Below are 20,288 nucleotides of genomic sequence, written 5' to 3'. Positions count from 1 at the left end.
AGGACCCATTCATGGCATCTCCGAAGCATTTTCTCGATCTCTCTGCAGTCATGGCAGAGGACCTGCGCGGCATTCTCGAAGACGCGAAGACCCGCAAGCAGGCAACGAAGGCCGGCACGGCCGACAAGCCGCTGGCCGGCAAGATGCTCGCCATGATCTTCGAGAAGCCTTCGACCCGCACGCGCGTTTCCTTCGATGTCGGCATGCGGCAGCTGGGCGGCGAAACGCTGTTCCTTTCGGGGACTGAAATGCAGCTCGGTCGCGCCGAAACAATCGGCGATACCGCTAAGGTCCTGTCCCGCTACGTCGATGCGATCATGATCCGCACCACTGACCACGCCCGCCTGCTGGAAATGGCAGAGCATGCGACGGTACCCGTCATCAATGCGCTGACGGACCTCACCCATCCCTGCCAGATCATGGCGGACATCATGACGATCGAGGAGCATCGCGGCTCGGTGACCGGCAAGACGCTCGCCTGGACCGGTGACGGCAACAATGTGCTGCATTCGCTGGTCGAAGGTGCCGCCCGCTTTGGCTACAAGATGAACATGGCCGTGCCGCTCGGCTCCGAGCCTGATGACAAGATCCTCAACTGGGCCCGCAACAATGGCGGTGAGATCATGCTCTGCCATGACGCCGATCGGGCAGTTGCTGGCGCTGACGCGGTGATCACCGACACCTGGGTCTCGATGAACCAAGAGCACAAGGCACGCGGCCACAACGTCTTCCAGCCGTTCCAGGTCAATGCCGAACTGATGAGCAAGGCGAAGGACGAAGCGCTGTTCCTGCATTGCCTGCCAGCCCATCGCGGCGAAGAAGTGACCGACGAGGTGATTGATGGAGCGCAGTCAGTGGTCTTCGACGAGGCGGAGAACCGCCTGCACGCGCAAAAGTCGATCCTCGCCTGGTGCCTCGGCGCCATCTGAGATCGGATTTTGGGCCGTCTGCCAGGCGACTTGACGTTTCGCGCAGGTGATCCCATCTGTGCCCTTTCTGATCGGGCCGCTCGGGCCCAGCATATGGCGCTTTATGTGCCGGGAGTACATTCATGTCGACGAGACAAGTAGAACTCGGCGAATTCGGTTTCGCCGGCGATGATCGCGTGGTTCCTTTCCAGGTGGAGGGCCTCGACGTCCGCGGCCGTGCCGTCCAGCTCGGACCGCTGATCAACACCATCCTCGAACGCCACGCCTATCCTGCGCCTGTGGCGCGGCTTCTGGCTGAAGCCATTGTCTTGACCGTGCTGATCGGCACCTCGCTGAAGTTTGAAGGCAAGTTCACGGTTCAGACCAAAGGCAACGGCCCCGTCGACCTGCTTGTCGCCGACTTCGCGACGCCGGAAAACGTGCGCGCCTATGCCCGCTTCGACGAGCAGGCAGTGGCCGATGCCGTCGCGGCCGGTCGTGCTTCGCCCGAGGAGTTGCTCGGCGAGGGCGTGCTTGCCTTCACCATCGACCAGGGCTCCTTCATGCAGCCTTACCAGGGCATAGTCCCGCTCGACGGCACCTCGCTCGAAGACATCGCCGGTGTTTACTTCCGCCAGTCGGAACAGATCCCGACGCGTGTGCGTCTCGGGGCTGCCGAGCTCTTCGATCGCGATGCCGACGGCAAGCCGCGTCGCACCTGGCGCGCAGGCGGCCTGATCGCCCAGTTCCTGCCCGATGCGCCCGAGCGCATGCGCCAGCCCGATCTGCATGGCGGCGACGGTGACGATCGGGATTCAGATCTGCATGGCGACGATGCCTGGGATGAAGCCCGCATGCTGGTCGAGACGATCGATGCCGACGAACTCACCGATCCGCAGGTGGGTATCGAACGGCTGCTGTTCCGTCTCTTCCATGAGCGCGGTGTGCGCGCCTATGAGCCGCAGACGGTGTATGATCGCTGCAGTTGCTCGCGTGAGCGTTTGAAGGGCGTTCTGCAGGGCTTCTCGGCCGAAGAAATCGAAGCGAGTTCGGAGAACGGCAAGATCACCGTCACCTGCGAATTTTGCTCGACGGAATACGAATTCGGCCCGGACGAATTGGTAGCGGTCTAGAGCAGGTCCAGCAAAAGTGCGTCAGCGGTTTTGCGTCTGGACTGCGTAAAAAAATAGATAGAGCATTTCAGGTGATCCCGTTTTCACCGGAAATGATCTAACGCTTGATCGATCTGCAGAGGGCCGGGTAACCGGCCCTCGACTACTACATGGCGGTCGAACACCTGTCGAACAGGACATGTTACTTTGCCAATCTAGACCGCGCTTCTCTGCGGCGGCTGCTTCCGTGGAGAAGTCTAGGCATGCCCATTCCAGCAACTCTGCGCTGTACGCTCTGGGAATAGTGCGTATTTCCACGCAATTATTCAGTTATTCTAAATACATGTTTCTTAAGGTGCCTCGAAGCGCTTTGGGGACATAGTGAATGCGAGTATCGAAAGATGCGGCTGATTCCGGACTGTCGGCCACCGCCGAAAAGGACACCAGGCCACAGCTGCGGCCGTGGGCTGGCTTCAGCGAAGCGCTGAGACACCAATACCGGTTATGGACCAGCGTCACCCGCAGGCGGGCGATGGCGGAGGCATACAGACCGATCGTACGCGGCTTCCTCCTGCCCGGCGCCGCTTACTACTATCTCGTGACCTGGCTGCACTGGCGGGATGAAACTGGTCTCAACCTCTTCATTTTAGGCGGCATCAGTCTCCTCACGGCGTTACTCTACACGGTTTTTCGATGGGGATTGCTACCAGCGCGTGGCACGTCATTGCAGCGGCTCGAAATCGTTGGATTCGTCACAAATCTGCTGATGTACTCCAACGTCGCCGCCTACATGCTCTTGCAGTTCGAGGAGCAGAAACTCATCTACTTCGTCTTGATGGCTGTGGTCTTCTCAACCACGGGGGTAACCCTGAGGACGACATTGGCCAGCGTCACGCTGTCGATCGGCAGCCTGTTCTGGTTTTCCGCACAGGCTTCGCCCGAGATCGCCAACCAGTTCGTTTTCATCGGGCTTGCCACCTCCTTTGCCTCCTTCGGCATGGCAAGCCTATTGCGAAAGGCAATCCTCCGGCAAATTGATGCGCGACTTCTGGCGGACCAGCTCGCTGCGCGTGACAGCCTGACCGGCATTGCCAACCGGCGCTCCGTCTTTGCCCGGATCGAAGAACTGGTCGAGGACCAGAAACCCTTTTGGGTCGGTGTTCTCGATCTCGATGGCTTCAAGTCCGTCAACGACATCTATGGCCATGCTGTCGGAGACCATATTCTCTGTGCTGTCGTGGAGCGGCTGAGGCTCCGGCAAACGGACGCCATCGAATTCGGTCGGATCGGCGGTGACGAATTCGCCATCGTCATTGAAGGCGAAAGGAGTGCTGCCGAGGTGGAGGCCTTCGGCAACAGCCTGATCAACGACATCAGCCGGGACTACGAGCTTCAGCCTTTGGTGCTGAGCGTCAGCGGAACGATCGGCTTTGCCCATTTCCCGTCCATGGGCTCCACCGCACGGCAGATCTACGAGAAGGCCGATTTCGCCCTTTATCACGGCAAGCAAGTGGCCCGCCACCAGTCGGTGATCTTCACAGTCAACCAGGACAAGGAAATGCGCGAAAGTCTGGCGCTGGAGAAGGCGCTGCGCGAGGCGCGGATGGAAGAAGAATTCCATCTCCAGTTCCAGCCGCAATATGACATCACCGCAAACAAGGTCGTAAGTTTCGAGGCGCTGGCCCGCTGGGAGAGCCCAACGCTTGGCCCCGTCAGGCCGGACCGTTTCATTCGCGCAGCAGAGCGCGCTGGCCTCATCCAGCAGGTCACCCGAATCCTGTTCGGCAAGGCGCTCGACGCATTGGAGCTCTGGCCCGACGATATCACCGTGTCATTCAATCTCTCGGCGCAGGATCTTGCCGATCGCGCCTTCATCTTTTCGCTCGCGGCGCAGGTTCACAAGCGCCAGATCAGTCCGGCTCGGATCGAGTTCGAGATCACGGAGACCGCCGTCATGAAGGATATCGCGGCCTCCTGCGTGCTTCTGGAGGATCTCTCGTCTGCCGGCTTCAAGATTGCGCTCGACGATTTCGGCTCCGGTTATTCGAGCTTCGAATACATCGACCAATTGCCGCTCGACAAAGTGAAGATTGACAAGACTTTCGTTCGCAAGGTAGCCGCCAGCGCGACGTCGCGGGAAATCGTCGCGGGCATCATCACGCTTTGCCGCAACCTGGGGCTCAAATGCGTCTTGGAAGGTGTAGAAACCGAGGCCGAGATGGCAACGCTTGCGCCTCTCTCCCCGCAGTTGATCCAGGGATACCTCTTTGGCAAGCCCATGTCGCAGCGGAATGTCCTGAGCCTGCTGATGGTGGACGCCCGCCAGCCTGTCAACGTCAACCTCGCATAAGTGGTCTATAGCCGGGCGAGATCCAGCGCACAGGTCTTACAGACCCTCAAGCCGGTTGCAGTGCCGTCTCGACGGCGATCTTTGCCATTTCCAGAATGGCTTCCCGTGAATTGGCGGCAGCAATAAAGCGACCGTTGTGACAGAAGGTTGCTCCCTTCACGCCAGAGACCGTCTCCAGTTCGCCGTTACTGAGCCCGGCCCAGGCCGCAGGCAAATCCGCTCGCTGGTCGAAACTGTCGTCCGATTTGCGGATCCCGGTGATGCACCAGTCTTTGTCACGCGGATGGATGACGAACAGAAGGTGGTCGGCGCCAGCCTTCACGATAGCGGGGCGGAACGGCATGCCCATGGGCAGCTCCAGCACGCGCCCTTTGCCAGTCGCGGCAATGGCGTCGAAAACAAGGGTCTCGGCGCGCAACTTGGCCGCCCTCTGGCGGATGGCAGCCTCAACGACAGCGCGCGCGATCACGAGAGCCGCATGAAAGGCCCTGTCATCTGCGCCCGGTTCCTTGTCGTCGAACACCGGTTTCAGGGTTTCCAAGAGGCTTGGCAGCGTAAGGTCTGCCAGCGGGCCGGCGGCTCCCGGGCTCAGCGCGCCATTGTCCATCAAATCGACGGGCAGTACGAATTTCGTATCGAAGCTTTGATGAACCGCCTCGACATGATCGGCCGGTACACCCCAGTCGGCGAGATATGCACGCCCGTAATGCTTCCAGACAAGTCCGAAGGAGCTGTAAGGCTGACCGTCCTCGCGCAGCGGTGCTCCACGCTGATGGTGGTCGAAAATCTGTTGAGCGTCATCATACGCGCCGCCGACATCGTAGATGATGCGATCAGATGCGGGTGTGATCCACTCCGGCGCCCGGCTGCGCACGATCTGAGCCGTCGGATATAGCCGTGTGAGGATAACGCTCGACAGCAGTTCATCGGCATGAAAACCGCCACTATGGGTTACGAGATGGGTTATGCTCATACCGGATATGCCCTCGGCGACGTCGGGATCGATGTCTCCAGATAGCGGCTGGGGCCGATCAACTCAACTGACAATCCTCAATTGAGGGTCCGGATCATTCCAGGGCTGTCGAGCGAGAAGGCAGGGATTTCGACATCAAAGCTCTCGCCGTCGTCGGTTTCCATGCGGTATGTGCCATACATCATTCCCGAAGGCGTATCCAACGGACAGCCGGAGGAATATTCATAGGTGTCGCCAGGGTCCAGCCGGGGTTGCTCGCCGACCACACCAGGTCCGCTGACTTCGTCGATTTGACCGTTCTGATCGGTGATATGCCAGTAGCGATGAGTCAGCCGCACAGGCTTGGCAGAATGATTGGAGATGACGATCCGGTAGCCCCAGACATAGCGGCTGTCATCGGGGTCAGACTGTTCCTCGAGATAGTAAGGTTCGACTTGAACCTCTATGTCCCGTGTCAGAGCGCGATACATGCCTGGACCCTGCGAAAGCTTGCCTTCGATGCCAATAGAAATGGCGTTCATTGTGGCGGCAGCAAGGGCGACACACGAACACCATGCCTTTTCAAGGGATAACGACGCGACTGATCACGTCAAGGTCAATTGCTCATCCGCGATGCTTCCCGCGGCTGAAATTTTTGCATGACGATTCGATCGATGAGCTCAGACGGCTTTCAGGGCGCGTGCGAAGTCATCGAGAAGGTCCTGGGTATCCTCGATGCCGCAGGAGAAGCGTACAGTCCCACCGGAGATGCCGAGCTCGGCACGCGCCTCGTCGGTCAGGTTCTTATGGGTGGTGGTTGCTGGATGGGTAATCAGGCTCTTGGCATCGCCGAGATTGTTGGAGATCTTCACGATCTCCATGGCGTTCTGCAGCTTGAAGGCCGCTTCCTTGCCGCCCTTCAGCTCGAAGCAGACCAGCGTCGAGCTACCCGTCATCTGCTTGGCGATGATATCGGCCTGCGGATGATCTTTGCGGCCAGGATAGATGACCTTGGCGACGGCGCTCTGTTCCGCCAGGAAATCGGCAATCGCGGCAGCACTCGTCGTCTGCTGCTTCACACGCAACGGCAGCGTCTCCATGCCCTTCAGCAGCGTCCAGGCATTGAACGGCGACATGGCAGGACCTGTGTGGCGGAAATAGTCGTGCAGGTTCTCGTTGATCCATTCCTTGGACGAGAGCACCACGCCACCAAGGCAGCGGCCCTGACCGTCGATATGCTTAGTCGCGGAATAGACGACGACATGCGCGCCGAGTTCCAGCGGCTTCTGGAAGAGGGGTGTTGCAAATACGTTGTCGACGATCAGCTTGGCGCCGATCTGGTCAGCGAGCTTGGCCACGCCGGCGACATCGATCACCTCGAGTGTCGGGTTGGTCGGGCTTTCGAGGAACATGACCTTGGTGTTCGGCCGGATCGCGGCTTCCCAATTGGCGAGGTCGCGACCATCGACGAGGGTGCATTCCACGCCATAGCGCGGCGCGAGCGTTTCAACGACATAGCGGCAGGAACCGAACAGCGCGCGAGCCGCGACGATATGGTCCCCGGCCTTCACCTGGCAGAGCACGGCAGCAGCAACGGCAGCCATACCCGACGCCATCGCACGGGCATCCTCGGCACCTTCCATCATGCACATGCGCTTTTCGAACATGTCATTGGTCGGGCTGCCATAGCGGGCGTAGATATAGCCGTCGTTCTCGCCCTTGAAGCGGGCTTCTGCCGCCTCCGAGCTTTCATAGACGAAGCCCTGGGTGAGGAAGATCGCTTCCGACGTCTCGCCATAAGGAGAGCGCAGCGTGCCGCCATGGACGAGTTGGGTGGCCGGGCGCCAGTTCTTGCTCATGCACGTGCCTTTCGAACACAAAAAAACCGGTCGCGAGAACGGACCGGTTTTGTAAACCCGGTCTATTTAGCCACTTGTTTAACGTGGCTGCAAGCCGACCGGCCAAATCACCACGGGATAAGGCTGCAATTACGCCTTTGCAGGCCTTGCGTCAATTGGTGGCCTTTGGTTTTGTCGAGCCCAAACAGGATTGGGAAAGCCACCATGAAGCCAGGGATTTTGTCCGATCGCGCGATCGGTGCCTTGTTCGGTCAGGGCCAGCTGAAAAGCGAGGTCATGCTCGACAAGGACCAGATCCAGCCGGCCAGCCTCGACCTGCGTCTGGGCGGCAAGGCGATGCGGGTACGCGCCAGCTTCATGCCGGGTCGCAACAGCACTGTAGCCCACAAGCTCGAGAAACTGACGCTGCACGAGATCGATCTGGAGCAGGGGGCGGTTCTCGAAACCGGCTGCGTCTACATCGTGCCGCTGATGGAGAGCCTGGACCTTCCCTCCGAGATCTCGGCTTCCGCCAATCCGAAGAGCTCCACGGGTCGCCTCGACATCTTCACCCGCGTCATGGTCGACTACGCCCAGGAATTCGACAAGGTGCCGGCCGGATACAAGGGCCAGCTCTACCTTGAGATCTCTCCGCGCACCTTCCCGATCATCGTCCGCCGTGGTTCGCGCCTGTCGCAGATCCGCTTCCGCGTCGGCCACGCGCTTCTGAACGAGGCCGAGCTGCTCGACCTGCACAAGGCGGAGACGCTGGTCGCAAGCGACATGCCGAACATTTCCGGCGGTGGGATTGCGTTGTCCATAGACCTGACCGGCTCGGGGCCGGACGGTCTCATCGGATATCGCGGCAAGCACCACACATCGGTCATCGATGTCGATCGCAAGGCCGCCCACGACGTCCTCGACTTCTGGGAACCGCTCTACAGCCGAGGGCGCGGCGAGCTGATCCTGGATCCCGACGAGTTCTACATCCTGGTTTCCAACGAAGCCGTCCACGTTCCCCCGCTCTACGCTGCCGAAATGACGCCTTATGACCCGCTCGTCGGGGAGTTCCGTGTCCATTACGCCGGCTTCTTCGACCCCGGCTTCGGCCATGCGGCCGCTGGCGGCTCGGGCAGCCGTGCGGTGCTGGAAGTCAGAAGCCACGAGGTGCCCTTCATCCTGGAGCACGGTCAGGTCATCGGCCGCCTGGTTTACGAGCACATGCAGGAGCGCCCGGAAGGCCTATACGGCACGGGGCTAGGCTCCAACTATCAGGCGCAGGGTCTGAAGCTCTCCAAGCATTTTCGCCAACCTTGACGACCAAGGCTCCGGCAAAGCCGGCTGCCGGCGCTTGACACCAGCAGCGAACTGTTGGATTCCTCTGACCGTCGCGGGTGTAGCTCAATGGTAGAGCAGCAGCTTCCCAAGCTGAATACGAGGGTTCGATTCCCTTCACCCGCTCCAGCCTTATGTCTGCCGCGCAAAACTGGCAAACGCTGCAAGCATCTCGCTGAGCCGCTTTTGCGTCGCTTCATCCGTCAGCTTGCCATCCCCGTCGAACAGCGTGTGAGCCCGAGACACCATCAGCCGCTTTTCTGAAAAGGTTCGGCAGCCGAGGGTGTGCAGGACTGACAGCCAGGCATTCTGGCTGAGCAAGGTGCCGAAATTTCCGGGCGAGGCGCCGACAAGCGCGCAAGGCTTGCCGCCGAAGACCCGTGACGTGTCGGAGGAGGGACGTGACAGCCAGTCGATGGCGTTCTTGAAGGCGCCAGGAATGCCGTTGTTGTATTCCGGCGTGAACAGGACGATGCCGTCGGCGGCGGTGATCCTGTCCTTCAAGGCCGTGACCGCTGGTGGGATCCCGTCCGATGCCTCTAGATCCCCGTCATAAAGCGGGATGCCCTGGATGCCGGCTGTTTCCAGTCGGTAGCCGTCTGCGGGCAGGGCTGCTGCCGCATGCAGCAGGGCTGTGTTGAGGGAGCCCTTACGCAGGCTTCCTGAAATACCGAGCAATGTCACCATAGTCGTCGTCTCCGGATGCATCGTGTTGTCCCAGAGTAGAAGGACCACCTGTCCGGGGCAATCACTCAGTCGCCGGCAAAGCGGTTCGGCTGGGGCGATGAGGTGTCTTGTTCCAGTGGAACGGTTTGAGCCGGAGCTCGATCACGGCCTTCCAGGCCGCCAGCGACACCGCCATCCAGTAAACCGGTATCATCGCCCATTTCCAGCCCACGCCTGCCTTCTCGCCTTTCGTCATCGGCGTTGCCCCGAGCACGAAGAAGATCGCGTAGCTCCCGAGAATGTTAAAAATGTCCATGGCCAGCATCATGGTGGTGAAGAGATCTGGCTGCGCCGAGGGAGGCTGCATCAGCGAGATCACGAGCAGGGTGATGAAAACAATCAGACCGGGATGGCTGAGCGCCGCAATCAGCATGCCGCCGACCAGCAATTGGAAGACAAGGAACGCCCGCCAGCCCATGTCGCGCGCCGTTTGCAGCGGTTTGCGCATCAGGACCAGCCAAGTTTGAAGCCATCCTTTGTACCAGCGTGTCCGCTGGGCAAGCCAAACCCGAATTTCGGTCGGCGCATCCTCGAGCGTCGGCAAAGTCAGGGTAGATGAACGGTAGCCCATACGGTAGAGGCGCATGCCGAGATCCGCATCTTCGGTGACATTGTATGGATCCCAGCCGCCGCTTTCTCTCAGTAGGGCCGTTTTGAAATGGTTCGACGTTCCGCCGAGGGGCAGAGGCATGCGATGATGCCCAAGCGCTGGCAGAATCCGACGAAAAAGCGCGGAATATTCAAGCGCAAAGATGGCGCTGAGCCAGCTTTCCCCGGCATTACCGATGACCAGAGGTGCCTGAAGACAGGCGAGGTCTGGCGGCCCCAGTCGGAAAGCGTGATAGGCTTCTCGCAGTTGCTGCGGATGCGGCCGATCCTCGGCGTCGTATATCGTGAGAAACGTTCCACGCGCGCCGGCCAACGCATAGGTCAGGGCCTTGGGTTTGGTGCGCGGTGCCATGGCCGGGACCGCCACAACCTCCACATGGGGGCCGGGCTTCGACTGGCGGATCGCCTCAATCGTCTCGCAATCGTCAGCCTCACAAACCAGCTTGATGTCGAGCAGGCTGCGCGGCCAGTCCAGCGTATCTAGGGCCCTGATCAGTTGTGGTACGACATCGGCCTCGCGATAGAGCGCCACCATGACGGTGTAGATCGGCAGTGTCTCGCTATCACACTCAAGTTTCGCGTCGGAAACCGGGTGGCGTCGTCCATGGGAAACGACCGCCAAACGCAGCATGAGCGCAGCGGCATGGAAGAGGGAGAGCGTTAGGTGTGCTGCAATGGCAGCAAGCATCGGTGCCATGAACGCGAGTAGACAGATCAGGCAAAGTCCGGCCCCGGCCACGAAACCCTGATCGCCTGTCACCACAAGCCGTGCTGAAAGGGGCTGCAACCTGTCGAATAATCCCCGCACGGCATGAGCCACGCGCCGGTTCTCTCCGACTTTCCAGCTGGCGCGACGGATCGCACTCGGCGTCGTCACAACGAGGCTGCTGGCGCTTTTGCCATCGCGAACGAAGCGTTTCGCCAGTCCTTCCATGTTCACAATATGCGGTGCGACTGCCATGACCGGTGGCCGGTCGCTATGGTGCAGCCGCAGCATTCTCGGTTCTGCAAGCTGTGTATCGCCATGGGCGTAATCAACAAGCAGCGATGGGTCGATCTCTGGCAGAAAGGGCAAACCATACATCCGTGCCAGGCCTGCAAAATAGGCCTCTTCTTCGATCAGTCCGCTTGCAAGCAGTTCGGCCTCGACGCTGGTTCCGTTGGCGGCAGCTCGCTTTGCCATGCGCGCAATCAATGGTTTCGACATGCCGAGCACATGCAGCAGACGCGCCTCGTATTTCAGCCGCGTCCATGTCTCCGCTTCGGCAGCGCCGACTGCGCTCCGCTGGACTTGCCCCCGATCTGAACCGAGGCGCGCGGCAACCATCCGCGGGCCGTATTCCCTCGTCCACACCAAGCTGCTACACGTCATCCGGTTCGGATAACGCCCCACCCTGACCCCGGTTGAAGATGATAGTGATGCGCGGCAAAGTTACATCCCTAGATTTAGTTGGGTTGTGGCTCTTCGGATTGGCCTTTTTCGCGATGCTGGTGTTGTCCGCGTCGCCAGCGCGATCGCAAAACACGGAATTGCCAGTTCTGTTCGATGCGCGCGAACGACTGGTCCGCCCCGATGTGAGCGGGGTGCTCCGCCTACGCTTCCTGACCACGACGGACTTTCCGCCGTTTAACTTCATCGATCAGAGCGGGCGGCTGACCGGCTTCCATATCGATCTTGCAAGGGCGCTGTGTCAGGAGCTTGCGCTTGAGGCGCGCTGCCAGGTCCAGGCTCTGCCTTACGGACAGCTGACTTCGGCTCTGGAGGCCGGACAGGGCGAAGCCGTGATCGCGGGCGTCGCCGTGACGCAAGAGCTGCGTGAAAAGTTCAACTTCACCCGTCCCTATCTCCTGTTGCCAGCGCGCTTCCTGACGCGAAACGATGTTGTCCTGCCCCGGCAGGATGCCGAGGCGCTTGCTGGTAAAAAGGTAGGTGTCGTTCGCGATACGGCACATCACTCGATGCTGAAAGCTTTCTTCACCGGCATAACCCCAACGACCTTTGAGGATCAGGCCGCCTTGATGGCGGGCCTCAAGGATAAACAGGTGGAAGCGGTCTTTGCCGATGCACTCCAGCTTTCTTTCTGGATGATGAGCCCGGCCGCTGCCGGGTGCTGCCGGTTCCTCGATGGTCCCTTCCTGTCTGAGCGCCATCTTGGCGAGGGAATGACGATCATGGTCGCGGGACAGGACGGAGCCCTGGCCGCCGCCCTTGAAAGCGCACTTGCGGCGGTGTCGGAGGACGGAAGGCTGGAAGAGATCTATCTTCGATACTTCCCGGCGGGCCTCTTCTAATGGAAGCAGTTCTCACGGTTCTGCAATAAGAGCCTGCAAGAAAACAAAGCCGCCAAGCCAATGGCTCGACGGCTTGCCGACGAAAGTCTGATCAGGTGTTCAGATCCGGCGATAGCGAGCCGAGGCGCTGCGCTCCAGCGCGGCACAGGTCAGCTTGTCGAGCTCCAGGCGATCGCGAAGCAGTTGGAGGAGACGCACTTCTTCGGCTCGAAGCGTGAGGTCGACGGCAACGATCTCAACGGCAAGCGCATAGGCTGTGTCGTGCAGCCAGTCGGGCAGGGCGTCGCGAATGGTTTCCAGCGCAATATCCAGTCCCTCCGGGCCAGCCAGGAGACCGGCGCAGCGTTGCGAGACCTCGATCAGGCGTTCCTTGTCGAAGTTTTCAAAGACTGGAAGGATGTCGATCAATTGGCCGATGCGGACGAGTTCTTTTTCGGCCATGGCATTATCGACGGCAGACGCCATGACCATAACGAAGATCAGGGCTTCCTCCGGAGAGACGGGCTTGTTCATGTAAGAAGGTTTCCAGTTACAGTGGGGCAGAGAGTAAGAGGCGGGGCAGGGTGTTTCAAGGGAGCAGGCGGTCTCATCTAACAGGCTCACCAAAAAGCCCGCGTCTTGCGGCGCGGGCTTCCTCAGTCAGAACTGCAAGGGCAGAGCCCTCCTCGGCCTCTGCCCAGCCATACTTTGCCAGCCAGGACGAGACATCCTGAAGGCCGACCCAGCATCGGGTACGGATCTCCCCCTCCCAGGCTGATGAGCCGGTTTCGCAGTTGAGCGACCGGTTGCGCAGGAAGAGCCGCTGTTGCGTCCGCGCCATGGCGCCGCATGGCCAGGAGGTGCCATCCGTAGAAGGACAGATGCGGTCAGACGGCGTTTCGACGATGTCGGTGAGCCGGACCCGTTGATACCGTCCAAAGGATATGACGCCGGCCGAAAGGCTCGCGGGGCGATGCAGTAGAACGACTTTTGGCTTGGCGCGTTGCGCTGCTTGCGAGAGCGGCGCACGCGGCGCCACCCGTTCGAGGTCGCCTGTATCGGCAAAGGCGGGCGATCCGAAGACATCGGGTTCTATGGCGCGGACCTCCCGTCTCGGCTCGGCGACCTGCACAGGGTCTGCCGTATCGGCCGGCAAGGATCCCACCTCCGGCAGATCGAGCTCCGACGGGTCCGGAACGTCGAGATCCTCGATATTGTAGTCAACCGGGTCTTCGCGCAGTGTCGCGCCTGCGGCCATGACCAGATAGGCCCACAAAACCAGCCCGACCGCGCCTGCGATGAAGGTGCCGATCCCTCGCATTAGGTCCGTTTTCCTATTGGCTTGCCCAGATGATTCGCGCCACCCATTCAACATCACTGGTGTCGAGAGTGCGTGGCGGATGGTCGGGATTGAGAGATTGAAGCTCGATCGATTTTGCGCTCTGGCGGGCGAGGATCTTCGCCATGACCTCGCCCTCCCGGGTTTTGACTACGACGCGGTCGCCCCGTCGAACCTGAGCACCTGGCTCGACGATCAGAATGTCGCCGTCGCGGTAGAGCGGTTTCATGCTCTCGCCCTGCACCTCAAGCGCATAGACGCCGTTGTTGCGGCCGGGGGCTGCAGGAAACTCGACGAGATCCCAGCCCTGCCCGGCGGGGAAGCCGCCGTCGTCGAAAAAGCCACCAGCGCCCGCCTGGGCCATGCCGAGCAGGGGTATCGAGCTTGCCTGGGGTGGAAATGCGCCCTGCGGCAGGGGCGCCCCGCGCAAGGCTTCCGGCGCAATATGGCGCATGAACTGGTCCAGGCTCGCCCCCGTTGCCTCCAGCACCTTGGCGATGGATTCGGTCGAGGGCCAGCGCATGCGCCCGTCCGCGCCGACGCGCTTGGATTTGTTGAATGACGTGGGATCAAGGCCCGCGCGGCGTGCGAGACCCGATGGCGTCAGCGAATGCTGCTCCGCCAGCCGGTCAATCGCGGCCCATATGCTGTCATGCGAAAGCATCTTCGCGCCTCTTCAAGTCGGAGCATCTTGGATCCCCGGCCTTACAATGGCGAAAACAATAGATCAGCACAGCTCATTCGTAAAGCTAAAAAAGGAATAAAATCCTTTTGTCGGTCGATCAGGCGACCATGGCCATGTTGATCTTGCCGAGCTGGATGACGGCCTGGGTCCGGCTGTCGACCTTGAGCTTCAGGAGGATCGCTGAGACATGCGCCTTGATCGTCGCTTCCGACACCCCGAGCTCATAGGCGATTTGCTTATTGAGCAGACCTTCGCCGAGCATGCCGAGCACGCGGCTCTGCTGTGGGGTGAGTGTGCGCAACCGGTTGATCAGGTCGGCCACGTCGGGATCGGTTTCCTGGCCGCCCTGATAGCTTGTCGGTGTGGCGATATCGCCTTCGAGCACCGATTGGATGCTCGACCTTATCTCGTCGATCCCGGCCGATTTGGAAATGAAGCCGGAAGCCCCCAGTTCGAGCGCCCGGCGGATGGTAACGGAATCGTCGGTCGCGGAGACGATGACGAGTGGCAGGCTTGCAAACTCCGCCCGAAGCGCCATCAGGCCGGAAAAACCTGATACGCCGGGCATGGCAAGATCAAGCAGCATGAGATCGGCATCGGGATGGTCAGACGCCGCCTTGCGCGCGGCGTCGAAATCGCCGGCCTCGATGATGGTCTGCGTTCCGTCAATACCGGTCACGGCCTGACGGAGGGCGCCGCGAAACAGCGGATGATCGTCGGCGATGATGAAGGTCGATGCAGCCATGTCACAGCTCCCTCCCAAGAGCGATGTCATATTGCGCACGATTGCGTGGTTATCTTTTAGCGCTTGGCGAGGCACTAGACAATGGTCGTGCAACGAATGGACGAGAACGCTTTCGATCGGGATCAGGTTCTGTCTGGAACGGTTCCCTGTTGGTTTTCCTGCTGCTCACCCTGAAACTCCTGCACCAGACCGAAGAAGGCGCGCAGAAAGCGCTCCATGATGCCGATCGAGCGGTCGATTTCGGCATCGCTCGGGAGCTCGCCACTGCGGGCAGCCGTCCCGTCCGCGATCTGCTTTTCCAGCGCCTCGACGCGTTTTTCGAGCCGGGCGAGATCTTCGTCGTAAGCCGCCCGTTCGTCGGCTGCCATCCGGCAGGTGAGCGTGCCGTCGGCCTCGGTGCAGAGCGTCACGGCGCCAGTCTGGCGATCGAGCCGCACGAAGCCGCTTTCAGATTTCTCCAGCGTATAGCGATCCGTATTCGTCTCCTGCGCGACGACAGCCGGGATGCCTGCGGACAGCAGCACAACCGCGAAAACCGTATTTCGGATGATCATCATCGAGTCTCCTCCTGTCGTCCGTCTCGCCGGGCGTGGACATTTGTCGATGTTTGCGGCAAACCGCCTCGACCCTCATGATCTGCGAGAGACCGGACCTTGGACAAGACTATATACAAGATCGTGCCGCGAGAATTATGGCAGCCAGCCCGCCAGGCAGGCCTTTTCAAGGGCGCGCCGATCGATCTCAAGGACGGCTACATCCATTTTTCGACGGCAGCCCAGGCCGTCGAAACGGCGAGGCTGCATTTCGCCGGTCAATCCGGTCTTCTGCTGGTGGCGGTTGACGCCACCCTCTTCGGTGAGGCTTTGAAGTGGGAAGCCTCTCGCGGCGGTGATCTGTTCCCGCATCTCTATGCCGATCTGCCGCTCGATGCCGTCCTCTGGGAAAAGCCCCTGGTCCTCGGCGAGGATGGCCTGCATATCTTTCCAAACCTGACCGGGGAGAAGACGTGATGCCCGATCTCTTTTCGCTCGGCCGTCGCGGCCTCTTCCTCTTCGATGCCGAGACCGCCCATGGCATTTCGATTTCGGCTCTGAAGACGGGTCTCGTCCCGACCTGCAAGGCCGCCCCCGATCCGCGCCTGGCTCAGACAGTGGCCGGAATTCGCTTCCCCAACCCGCTGGGCATGGCTGCCGGCTATGACAAGAATGCCGAAGTGCCGGATGCTCTCCTGTCGCTCGGTTTCGGTTTTGCCGAAGTCGGAACGCTGACGCCGAAGCCGCAGACCGGCAACCCGAAGCCGCGCATCTTCCGCCTGGAGCGCGACCATGCGGTGATCAACCGCCTCGGCTTCAACAACGAGGGCCACGCCGCAGCCCTTGCCCGGCTCTCGGCACGACGCAACCGCTCCGGCATCGTCGGCGTCAACATCGGCGCCAACAAGGATGCAACAGATCGTATCGCCGACTACGTTGCCGGCATCCGCCGCTTCTATTCCGTCGCGACTTATTTCACCGCCAACATCTCCTCGCCCAACACGCCTGGCCTGCGTGATCTGCAGGCCAAGGAAAGCCTCGATGCGCTTCTCTCGGCTGTGCTGGCCGCCCGTTCGGAAGAGGGGCTGAAGGCGGGCAAGCGCCTGCCGGTCTTCCTGAAGATCGCGCCCGATCTGACCGAGGAGGGCATGGACGACATTGCCGAGGTCGTTGCCGCCCACGATCTCGACGGCCTGATCGTTTCCAACACGACGCTGTCCCGCGATGGCCTGACCGATCCTACCCTTGCGGGCGAGGCGGGTGGCCTCTCCGGCGCCCCATTGTTCGACAAGTCCACCGCCGTGCTTGCCCGCATGCGCAAACGCGTCGGACCCACCCTGCCGATCATCGGCGTCGGTGGTGTCTCCTCGGCGGAAACGGCGGTCGAAAAGATCCGTGCCGGCGCCGACCTCGTGCAGCTCTATTCCTGCATGGTCTATGAGGGCCCAGCCCTGCCGGGGCGCATTATCCGAGGCTTGTCCGGCCTGCTCGACCGCGAGCAGGTCGCGAGCATTCGCGAACTCCGGGATTCAAGGCTCGATCACTGGCTGTCGGTAAAGGTCTGATCGGTCTTCGTCCTCAGCCGCGCCAGCAACAGCAGCCCGCGCAGGGCCAGAAAGACGTTGAGCGCGATCCAGAGCCCATGATTGTCAAACAGCGGGACAAGCACGGCGACGCTGGCGAGATAGCCGGCGAGTGCGAGAAGCATCATGTTGCGCATCTCGGCCGACCAGGTCGCACCGATGAACACGCCATCCATGTGGAAGGCGAGCGCCCCGGTGAGCGCTGTCAGCGCCGCATAGACGAGATAGGTCTCGGCAGCGCTGCGTACGTCACCGGCCGTGGTGATGAAGCCGATGATCGCATCGCCAAAGATCAGGAAGAAGGCGACACTCGCCAGCGCGAGCCCCAATGACCAGATGCCCGTCAGTCGGACGGCGCGCTCGAAAGCTGGCCTCTGGCGCGCTCCAATGGTCTCACCTGTGATCTGCTCCGCGGCGGTTGCCATGCCGTCGAGATAGAAACTCGCGATCATGAAGAAGTTCATCAGCACCGCATTGGCAGCAAGCGTCACGGCACCGAAGCCAGCGCCGATCCGCGTCATGACGGTAAAGGCCGTGATCAGCGAGAAGGTGCGGATCAGGATATCGCGGTTCAGCCGGAACAGCGCCATCAGCTTGGCCCGATCTGTAACCATCGAGACCTGCGGCATGGCAGCCCGACCGTAGCGCCAGAAGACAAAGGCTAAGCCGGCAATCATCGCAACCACTTCCCCGATGACGGTGCCCCAGGCAACGCCGGCAATGCCGAAGCCGAAGGTGATGCCGAGCAGGATCGACATGGCGATGTTGACACCATTGAGCAGGATCTGCAGCGCAAGCCCGACGGAGCCCATTCCCCGTCCGAGCACGAAACCAAGCAGCGTGAAGTTCGTGAGCGTGACAGGCGCTGCAAGAATGCGGATGCCGATATAGCTCGCGGCTGCCGCCTGAACGCCGCCGTCGGCGCCCATCAACGCCGGGCCGAAGCCGACAATGGCCGGAGACGCAACCAGGATGACGAGGCCGAAGCCAACCGACAGGACGATCGAGCGCCAGAAGACGGCGAAGAGTTCCGTGGTCTCGCCGCGTCCCTGCGCCTGCGCCACAAGCGCCGTCGTCGAGGCTCGCAGGAAATTCAGGCTGGCAAAGAGCAGATCGAAGAGTGCCGCCGCGATTGCAAGCCCGGCAAGCTGCGCTGCATCACCACTCCGTCCGACGACGGCGGTATCGGTGAGCCCGAGCAGCGGCGTCGTGACGAAGCCGAGCGTCATAGGGACCGCGATCGCAAGCACGCTGCGATGGCTGACCTCGATGGTCCGGGTGGCGGAAGAAGATGGGCTGTGCATGGATCGCTCCGGTGGGGACCGGAGCGAAGAGGGAATCACTCAGGCCGAAAGCACCATGGCCCAGTAGGGGCGGTTGCCGGAAGCGGAATCCCAGGCCACGGCGACACCGAGCCCGTTGAAATTGCCGAGCATGTTGTCGAGATGCCGCTTGGAATCGATCCAGGCCTGCACGGCGCGTTCGACGCTGTCCTGACCGGCCGCGATGTTTTCGGCAGCGGGCAGGGGCACCGCGTGCCCCTTCATCCGGGCCCCGAAACTGTCGTTGAAGCCGATCAGATGCGACATCTCCCCGGCACGCGCCATGCGCTTGGCCTGGGCGAGGGCCGCCACTTCCGCAGGTTTCCCGCGTGTGAGCGGCGCGAGACCACGCGATTGCCGAAGCGTGTTCACCATCGGTAACGCGGCATCCGTTTCTGCCCGCGACTGGCTCTCATCGGGGTTGAGTATATCGGTGGAACGGCAGCCGGCAATCGCTGGCGTCATTACGCCAGCCGAGATCAGCAGAAGCCGCCGGCGATGCAAGACAGGCTCGATCATGGGACGTCAGTTCCGCGACGCGAAGAGGCGCAGCACAATAAAGGCGGGAATAACGATGGTCGCGCCAATCAGCAGATACTGCCCAACGCGGCCCAGTGCATCAAAGCCTGTATACCAGAGATCGATCAGGAAGAACCGGATGCCATCCAGAAGGTCCATCGGATCAAGCCCGAAGACCGACATGACGAAACCAACGATGAGCGAGACGACGATCAGCTTGACGAGCGTGCGGCCTGGGGTGTCGCCGAGAAATCGATTGAGGCCATCAGCCATGTCTGTCTCCTGTTGTCGTCCGCTGATATGGGCGTGACCGGCCCGCCCTGCAAGCCGGCGAAGCAGCCGCTTGCGATAGGACTTGAGTTTTTTCCGGCGATCGGTCAAGACCGCGCGCCCACTCCATGCCGGACGATATCAGGCTGGAAGGATCGAAGGGATCTCCGATGCACCCCACCCAGTTTTCCTCCGGCGACGTGATCGCCGATCGCCGCGCCGATTATGCCCGCATGCTTGCCGAGAATGGCGAACATGAGGCAGCGGTGGAATTGATGGAGCAGGCGCTGGAACTGGTGCCGGATTGGCCGGCGGGCCTCGTGCGGCTGGCGGATTACGCCGAGAAGGCGAACCAGCCGGAAAAAGCCGTTCCTGCCTTGCAGCGTGTGCTGGAGCTCGATCCGCAGGATATCTTCGGCGCGCGCCTGAAGCTCGCACTGCTCGGTGCCGAAGAGGTGCCGGACCAGCCGCCGTCGCGTTACGTCGAGGCGCTGTTCGACGACTATGCCGATCGCTTCGATACGGCACTTGTAGAACGGCTGGATTACACCGTCCCGGCCAAGCTCGCCCGGCTGATTGCAGACCATGACGACAGGCTGTTCGAACTCGCCATCGATCTCGGCTGCGGGACCGGGCTCTTCGGTGCCGAAATCCGCGATCGGGTGACCCGGCTGGAGGGCTTTGATCTCTCGGTCAACATGCTGGCCAAGGCCGAGGACAAGGGTCTCTATGATGTCCTCGCCAAGGCCGATCTTTCCCTTGATCCGGCGCAATCGGGCCTCTTCGATGAGGGCCTTCCCGAACATCGTGCCGACCTCGTCTCCGCAGCCGATGTGCTGATGTATCTCGGTGATCTCGCCAATGCCTTTGCGCTGGCGGCGCGGCTTGCAAGGCGAGCGGCGCTCTTCGCCTTTTCGGTCGAGGATGCAGGCGAAGGGGAGGGATATCTCTTGGCTCCAAGCCTGCGTTATGCCCATACCGAGCATCATGTCCGACAGCGTCTTGCCGAAAACGGCTTCGAGGTCCTCACTCTAACCCGCACCACCATTCGCATGGATGGCGGAAAACCGGTCTTCGGCATTCTGTTTCTTGCGAGCCGCATAGGCTGAGTCGCAGCTTTCTTGCGAATTGATCCATAGGTCAGCTTTGCTGACCTATCGCCCTTGTTTTCCAGAGGATCTCGGGTAGGAT

21 protein-coding genes, 1 tRNA gene and 1 riboswitch are annotated in these 20,288 nt (G+C 61.1%); of the genes, 9 read left to right on the top strand and 13 right to left on the bottom strand.

Going from position 1 to position 20,288, the window contains the following annotated elements; genetic code table 11:
- The first annotated feature begins 11 nt into the window (after nucleotides 1–11).
- The 3 genes from argF (at nucleotide 12) to AC1PUL_RS15645 (ending at nucleotide 4,370) form a co-directional block, all read left to right on the top strand.
- The gene (gene argF, locus AC1PUL_RS15655) at nucleotides 12–929 is read left to right on the top strand and encodes an ornithine carbamoyltransferase (protein ID WP_480465060.1); all 918 of its coding nucleotides are present in this window, start codon (nucleotides 12–14) and stop codon (nucleotides 927–929) included.
- A 122-nt stretch (nucleotides 930–1,051) separates the two neighbouring features.
- Complete coding sequence (locus AC1PUL_RS15650; protein WP_480465059.1) at nucleotides 1,052–2,041, top strand: Hsp33 family molecular chaperone; 990 nt, start codon at nucleotides 1,052–1,054, stop codon at nucleotides 2,039–2,041.
- 511 nt (nucleotides 2,042–2,552) lie between these two features.
- Entirely contained in the window at nucleotides 2,553–4,370 is a 1,818-nt protein-coding gene (locus AC1PUL_RS15645; protein ID WP_480465058.1) for a putative bifunctional diguanylate cyclase/phosphodiesterase, read from the top strand.
- Between the two features lie 46 nt (nucleotides 4,371–4,416).
- Here the strand turns inward: AC1PUL_RS15645 and AC1PUL_RS15640 are convergent, their stop codons facing one another.
- From AC1PUL_RS15640 to AC1PUL_RS15630, 3 genes are all read right to left on the bottom strand, one after another.
- The gene (locus AC1PUL_RS15640; protein WP_480465057.1) at nucleotides 4,417–5,343 is read right to left on the bottom strand and encodes an MYG1 family protein; all 927 of its coding nucleotides are present in this window, start codon (nucleotides 5,341–5,343) and stop codon (nucleotides 4,417–4,419) included.
- Nucleotides 5,344–5,420: 77 nt separating this feature from the next.
- Nucleotides 5,421–5,813, bottom strand: a complete 393-nt coding sequence (gene apaG / locus AC1PUL_RS15635) for a Co2+/Mg2+ efflux protein ApaG (RefSeq protein ID WP_480468600.1) — start codon at nucleotides 5,811–5,813, stop codon at nucleotides 5,421–5,423.
- 189 nt (nucleotides 5,814–6,002) lie between these two features.
- A complete protein-coding gene (locus tag AC1PUL_RS15630; RefSeq protein WP_480465056.1) occupies nucleotides 6,003–7,181 on the bottom strand; it encodes an O-succinylhomoserine sulfhydrylase in 1,179 nt (392 codons plus the stop codon).
- 45 nt (nucleotides 7,182–7,226) lie between these two features.
- Nucleotides 7,227–7,305, bottom strand: a riboswitch (SAM riboswitch).
- 80 nt (nucleotides 7,306–7,385) lie between these two features.
- Between AC1PUL_RS15630 and AC1PUL_RS15625 the strand changes: the two genes are divergently transcribed.
- Both AC1PUL_RS15625 and AC1PUL_RS15620 read left to right on the top strand, forming a co-directional pair.
- Complete coding sequence (locus AC1PUL_RS15625; RefSeq protein ID WP_480465055.1) at nucleotides 7,386–8,477, top strand: 2'-deoxycytidine 5'-triphosphate deaminase; 1,092 nt, start codon at nucleotides 7,386–7,388, stop codon at nucleotides 8,475–8,477.
- A gap of 73 nt (nucleotides 8,478–8,550) precedes the next feature.
- A tRNA-Gly gene (locus AC1PUL_RS15620) sits at nucleotides 8,551–8,624 on the top strand.
- A gap of 3 nt (nucleotides 8,625–8,627) precedes the next feature.
- Here the strand turns inward: AC1PUL_RS15620 and AC1PUL_RS15615 are convergent.
- Nucleotides 8,628–9,182 (bottom strand): NADPH-dependent FMN reductase, encoded by a 555-nt coding sequence (locus tag AC1PUL_RS15615; protein WP_480465054.1) that lies wholly within the window; start codon nucleotides 9,180–9,182, stop codon nucleotides 8,628–8,630.
- A 61-nt stretch (nucleotides 9,183–9,243) separates the two neighbouring features.
- Nucleotides 9,244–11,223, bottom strand: a complete 1,980-nt coding sequence (locus AC1PUL_RS15610) for a glycosyltransferase family 2 protein (protein WP_480465053.1) — start codon at nucleotides 11,221–11,223, stop codon at nucleotides 9,244–9,246.
- Between the two features lie 23 nt (nucleotides 11,224–11,246).
- On the opposite strand from AC1PUL_RS15610, the gene AC1PUL_RS15605 reads away from it, so the two are divergent.
- A complete protein-coding gene (locus AC1PUL_RS15605; protein WP_480465052.1) occupies nucleotides 11,247–12,122 on the top strand; it encodes a transporter substrate-binding domain-containing protein in 876 nt (291 codons plus the stop codon).
- A gap of 99 nt (nucleotides 12,123–12,221) precedes the next feature.
- Here AC1PUL_RS15605 and AC1PUL_RS15600 read toward each other — a convergent pair whose 3' ends face one another.
- The 5 genes from AC1PUL_RS15600 to AC1PUL_RS15580 all read right to left on the bottom strand — a co-directional run bounded on the left by AC1PUL_RS15600 (nucleotide 12,222) and on the right by AC1PUL_RS15580 (nucleotide 15,424).
- A complete protein-coding gene (locus AC1PUL_RS15600) occupies nucleotides 12,222–12,635 on the bottom strand; it encodes a tellurite resistance TerB family protein (RefSeq protein ID WP_480465051.1) in 414 nt (137 codons plus the stop codon).
- 73 nt (nucleotides 12,636–12,708) lie between these two features.
- Nucleotides 12,709–13,422 (bottom strand): thermonuclease family protein, encoded by a 714-nt coding sequence (locus tag AC1PUL_RS15595; RefSeq protein WP_480465050.1) that lies wholly within the window; start codon nucleotides 13,420–13,422, stop codon nucleotides 12,709–12,711.
- 13 nt (nucleotides 13,423–13,435) lie between these two features.
- A complete protein-coding gene (locus AC1PUL_RS15590) occupies nucleotides 13,436–14,104 on the bottom strand; it encodes a S24 family peptidase (protein WP_480465049.1) in 669 nt (222 codons plus the stop codon).
- A 118-nt stretch (nucleotides 14,105–14,222) separates the two neighbouring features.
- Entirely contained in the window at nucleotides 14,223–14,870 is a 648-nt protein-coding gene (locus AC1PUL_RS15585; RefSeq protein WP_480465048.1) for a response regulator, read from the bottom strand.
- Between the two features lie 122 nt (nucleotides 14,871–14,992).
- Nucleotides 14,993–15,424: a hypothetical protein gene (locus tag AC1PUL_RS15580; protein ID WP_480465047.1), complete on the bottom strand. Its 432-nt coding sequence runs from the start codon at nucleotides 15,422–15,424 to the stop codon at nucleotides 14,993–14,995.
- A gap of 99 nt (nucleotides 15,425–15,523) precedes the next feature.
- Between AC1PUL_RS15580 and AC1PUL_RS15575 the strand changes: the two genes are divergently transcribed.
- Together AC1PUL_RS15575 and AC1PUL_RS15570 are read left to right on the top strand one after the other, a co-directional pair.
- Entirely contained in the window at nucleotides 15,524–15,880 is a 357-nt protein-coding gene (locus AC1PUL_RS15575; protein ID WP_480465046.1) for a DUF952 domain-containing protein, read from the top strand.
- Entirely contained in the window at nucleotides 15,880–16,968 is a 1,089-nt protein-coding gene (locus AC1PUL_RS15570) for a quinone-dependent dihydroorotate dehydrogenase (RefSeq protein ID WP_480465045.1), read from the top strand. The genes AC1PUL_RS15575 and AC1PUL_RS15570 overlap by 1 nt, the downstream gene beginning before the upstream one ends.
- Here AC1PUL_RS15570 and AC1PUL_RS15565 read toward each other — a convergent pair.
- Genes AC1PUL_RS15565 through AC1PUL_RS15555 form a run of 3 tightly spaced genes read right to left on the bottom strand, consistent with a single transcriptional unit; the run spans nucleotide 16,944 to nucleotide 19,100 of the window.
- Nucleotides 16,944–18,290, bottom strand: a complete 1,347-nt coding sequence (locus AC1PUL_RS15565; RefSeq protein WP_480465044.1) for an MATE family efflux transporter — start codon at nucleotides 18,288–18,290, stop codon at nucleotides 16,944–16,946. The genes AC1PUL_RS15570 and AC1PUL_RS15565 overlap by 25 nt on opposite strands.
- A 39-nt stretch (nucleotides 18,291–18,329) precedes the next feature.
- Nucleotides 18,330–18,827, bottom strand: a complete 498-nt coding sequence (locus AC1PUL_RS15560) for a CAP domain-containing protein (protein WP_480465043.1) — start codon at nucleotides 18,825–18,827, stop codon at nucleotides 18,330–18,332.
- A 6-nt stretch (nucleotides 18,828–18,833) separates the two neighbouring features.
- On the bottom strand, nucleotides 18,834–19,100 hold the full coding sequence (locus tag AC1PUL_RS15555) for a DUF6460 domain-containing protein (protein ID WP_480465042.1): 267 nt from the start codon (nucleotides 19,098–19,100) through the stop codon (nucleotides 18,834–18,836).
- A 167-nt stretch (nucleotides 19,101–19,267) separates the two neighbouring features.
- Here AC1PUL_RS15555 and AC1PUL_RS15550 point away from each other — a divergent pair, with 167 nt between their 5' ends.
- The gene (locus AC1PUL_RS15550) at nucleotides 19,268–20,206 is read left to right on the top strand and encodes a class I SAM-dependent methyltransferase (RefSeq protein WP_480465041.1); all 939 of its coding nucleotides are present in this window, start codon (nucleotides 19,268–19,270) and stop codon (nucleotides 20,204–20,206) included.
- The last annotated feature ends 82 nt before the right edge of the window (nucleotides 20,207–20,288 follow it).

The sequence above is a fragment of the Rhizobium sp. P43 genome (assembly GCF_056730705.1).
Note: the sequence above shows the minus strand (reverse complement) of the source record. Positions and strands in the feature narration are given on the sequence as shown.

Excerpts from the sequence above, each read along its gene's own strand:
- argF (WP_480465060.1), top strand. The coding sequence starts at position 12 with ATGGCATCTCCGAAGCATTTTCTCGATCTCTCTGCAGTCATGGCAGAG.
- AC1PUL_RS15650 (WP_480465059.1), top strand. The coding sequence starts at position 1,052 with ATGTCGACGAGACAAGTAGAACTCGGCGAATTCGGTTTCGCCGGCGAT.
- AC1PUL_RS15645 (WP_480465058.1), top strand. The coding sequence starts at position 2,553 with ATGGCGGAGGCATACAGACCGATCGTACGCGGCTTCCTCCTGCCCGGC.
- AC1PUL_RS15640 (WP_480465057.1), bottom strand. The coding sequence starts at position 5,343 with ATGAGCATAACCCATCTCGTAACCCATAGTGGCGGTTTTCATGCCGAT.
- apaG (WP_480468600.1), bottom strand. The coding sequence starts at position 5,813 with ATGTATCGCGCTCTGACACGGGACATAGAGGTTCAAGTCGAACCTTAC.
- AC1PUL_RS15630 (WP_480465056.1), bottom strand. The coding sequence starts at position 7,181 with ATGAGCAAGAACTGGCGCCCGGCCACCCAACTCGTCCATGGCGGCACG.
- AC1PUL_RS15625 (WP_480465055.1), top strand. The coding sequence starts at position 7,386 with ATGAAGCCAGGGATTTTGTCCGATCGCGCGATCGGTGCCTTGTTCGGT.
- AC1PUL_RS15615 (WP_480465054.1), bottom strand. The coding sequence starts at position 9,182 with ATGGTGACATTGCTCGGTATTTCAGGAAGCCTGCGTAAGGGCTCCCTC.
- AC1PUL_RS15600 (WP_480465051.1), bottom strand. The coding sequence starts at position 12,635 with ATGAACAAGCCCGTCTCTCCGGAGGAAGCCCTGATCTTCGTTATGGTC.
- AC1PUL_RS15595 (WP_480465050.1), bottom strand. The coding sequence starts at position 13,422 with ATGCGAGGGATCGGCACCTTCATCGCAGGCGCGGTCGGGCTGGTTTTG.
- AC1PUL_RS15590 (WP_480465049.1), bottom strand. The coding sequence starts at position 14,104 with ATGCTTTCGCATGACAGCATATGGGCCGCGATTGACCGGCTGGCGGAG.
- AC1PUL_RS15585 (WP_480465048.1), bottom strand. The coding sequence starts at position 14,870 with ATGGCTGCATCGACCTTCATCATCGCCGACGATCATCCGCTGTTTCGC.
- AC1PUL_RS15580 (WP_480465047.1), bottom strand. The coding sequence starts at position 15,424 with ATGATCATCCGAAATACGGTTTTCGCGGTTGTGCTGCTGTCCGCAGGC.
- AC1PUL_RS15570 (WP_480465045.1), top strand. The coding sequence starts at position 15,880 with ATGCCCGATCTCTTTTCGCTCGGCCGTCGCGGCCTCTTCCTCTTCGAT.
- AC1PUL_RS15565 (WP_480465044.1), bottom strand. The coding sequence starts at position 18,290 with ATGCACAGCCCATCTTCTTCCGCCACCCGGACCATCGAGGTCAGCCAT.
- AC1PUL_RS15560 (WP_480465043.1), bottom strand. The coding sequence starts at position 18,827 with ATGATCGAGCCTGTCTTGCATCGCCGGCGGCTTCTGCTGATCTCGGCT.
- AC1PUL_RS15555 (WP_480465042.1), bottom strand. The coding sequence starts at position 19,100 with ATGGCTGATGGCCTCAATCGATTTCTCGGCGACACCCCAGGCCGCACG.
- AC1PUL_RS15550 (WP_480465041.1), top strand. The coding sequence starts at position 19,268 with ATGCACCCCACCCAGTTTTCCTCCGGCGACGTGATCGCCGATCGCCGC.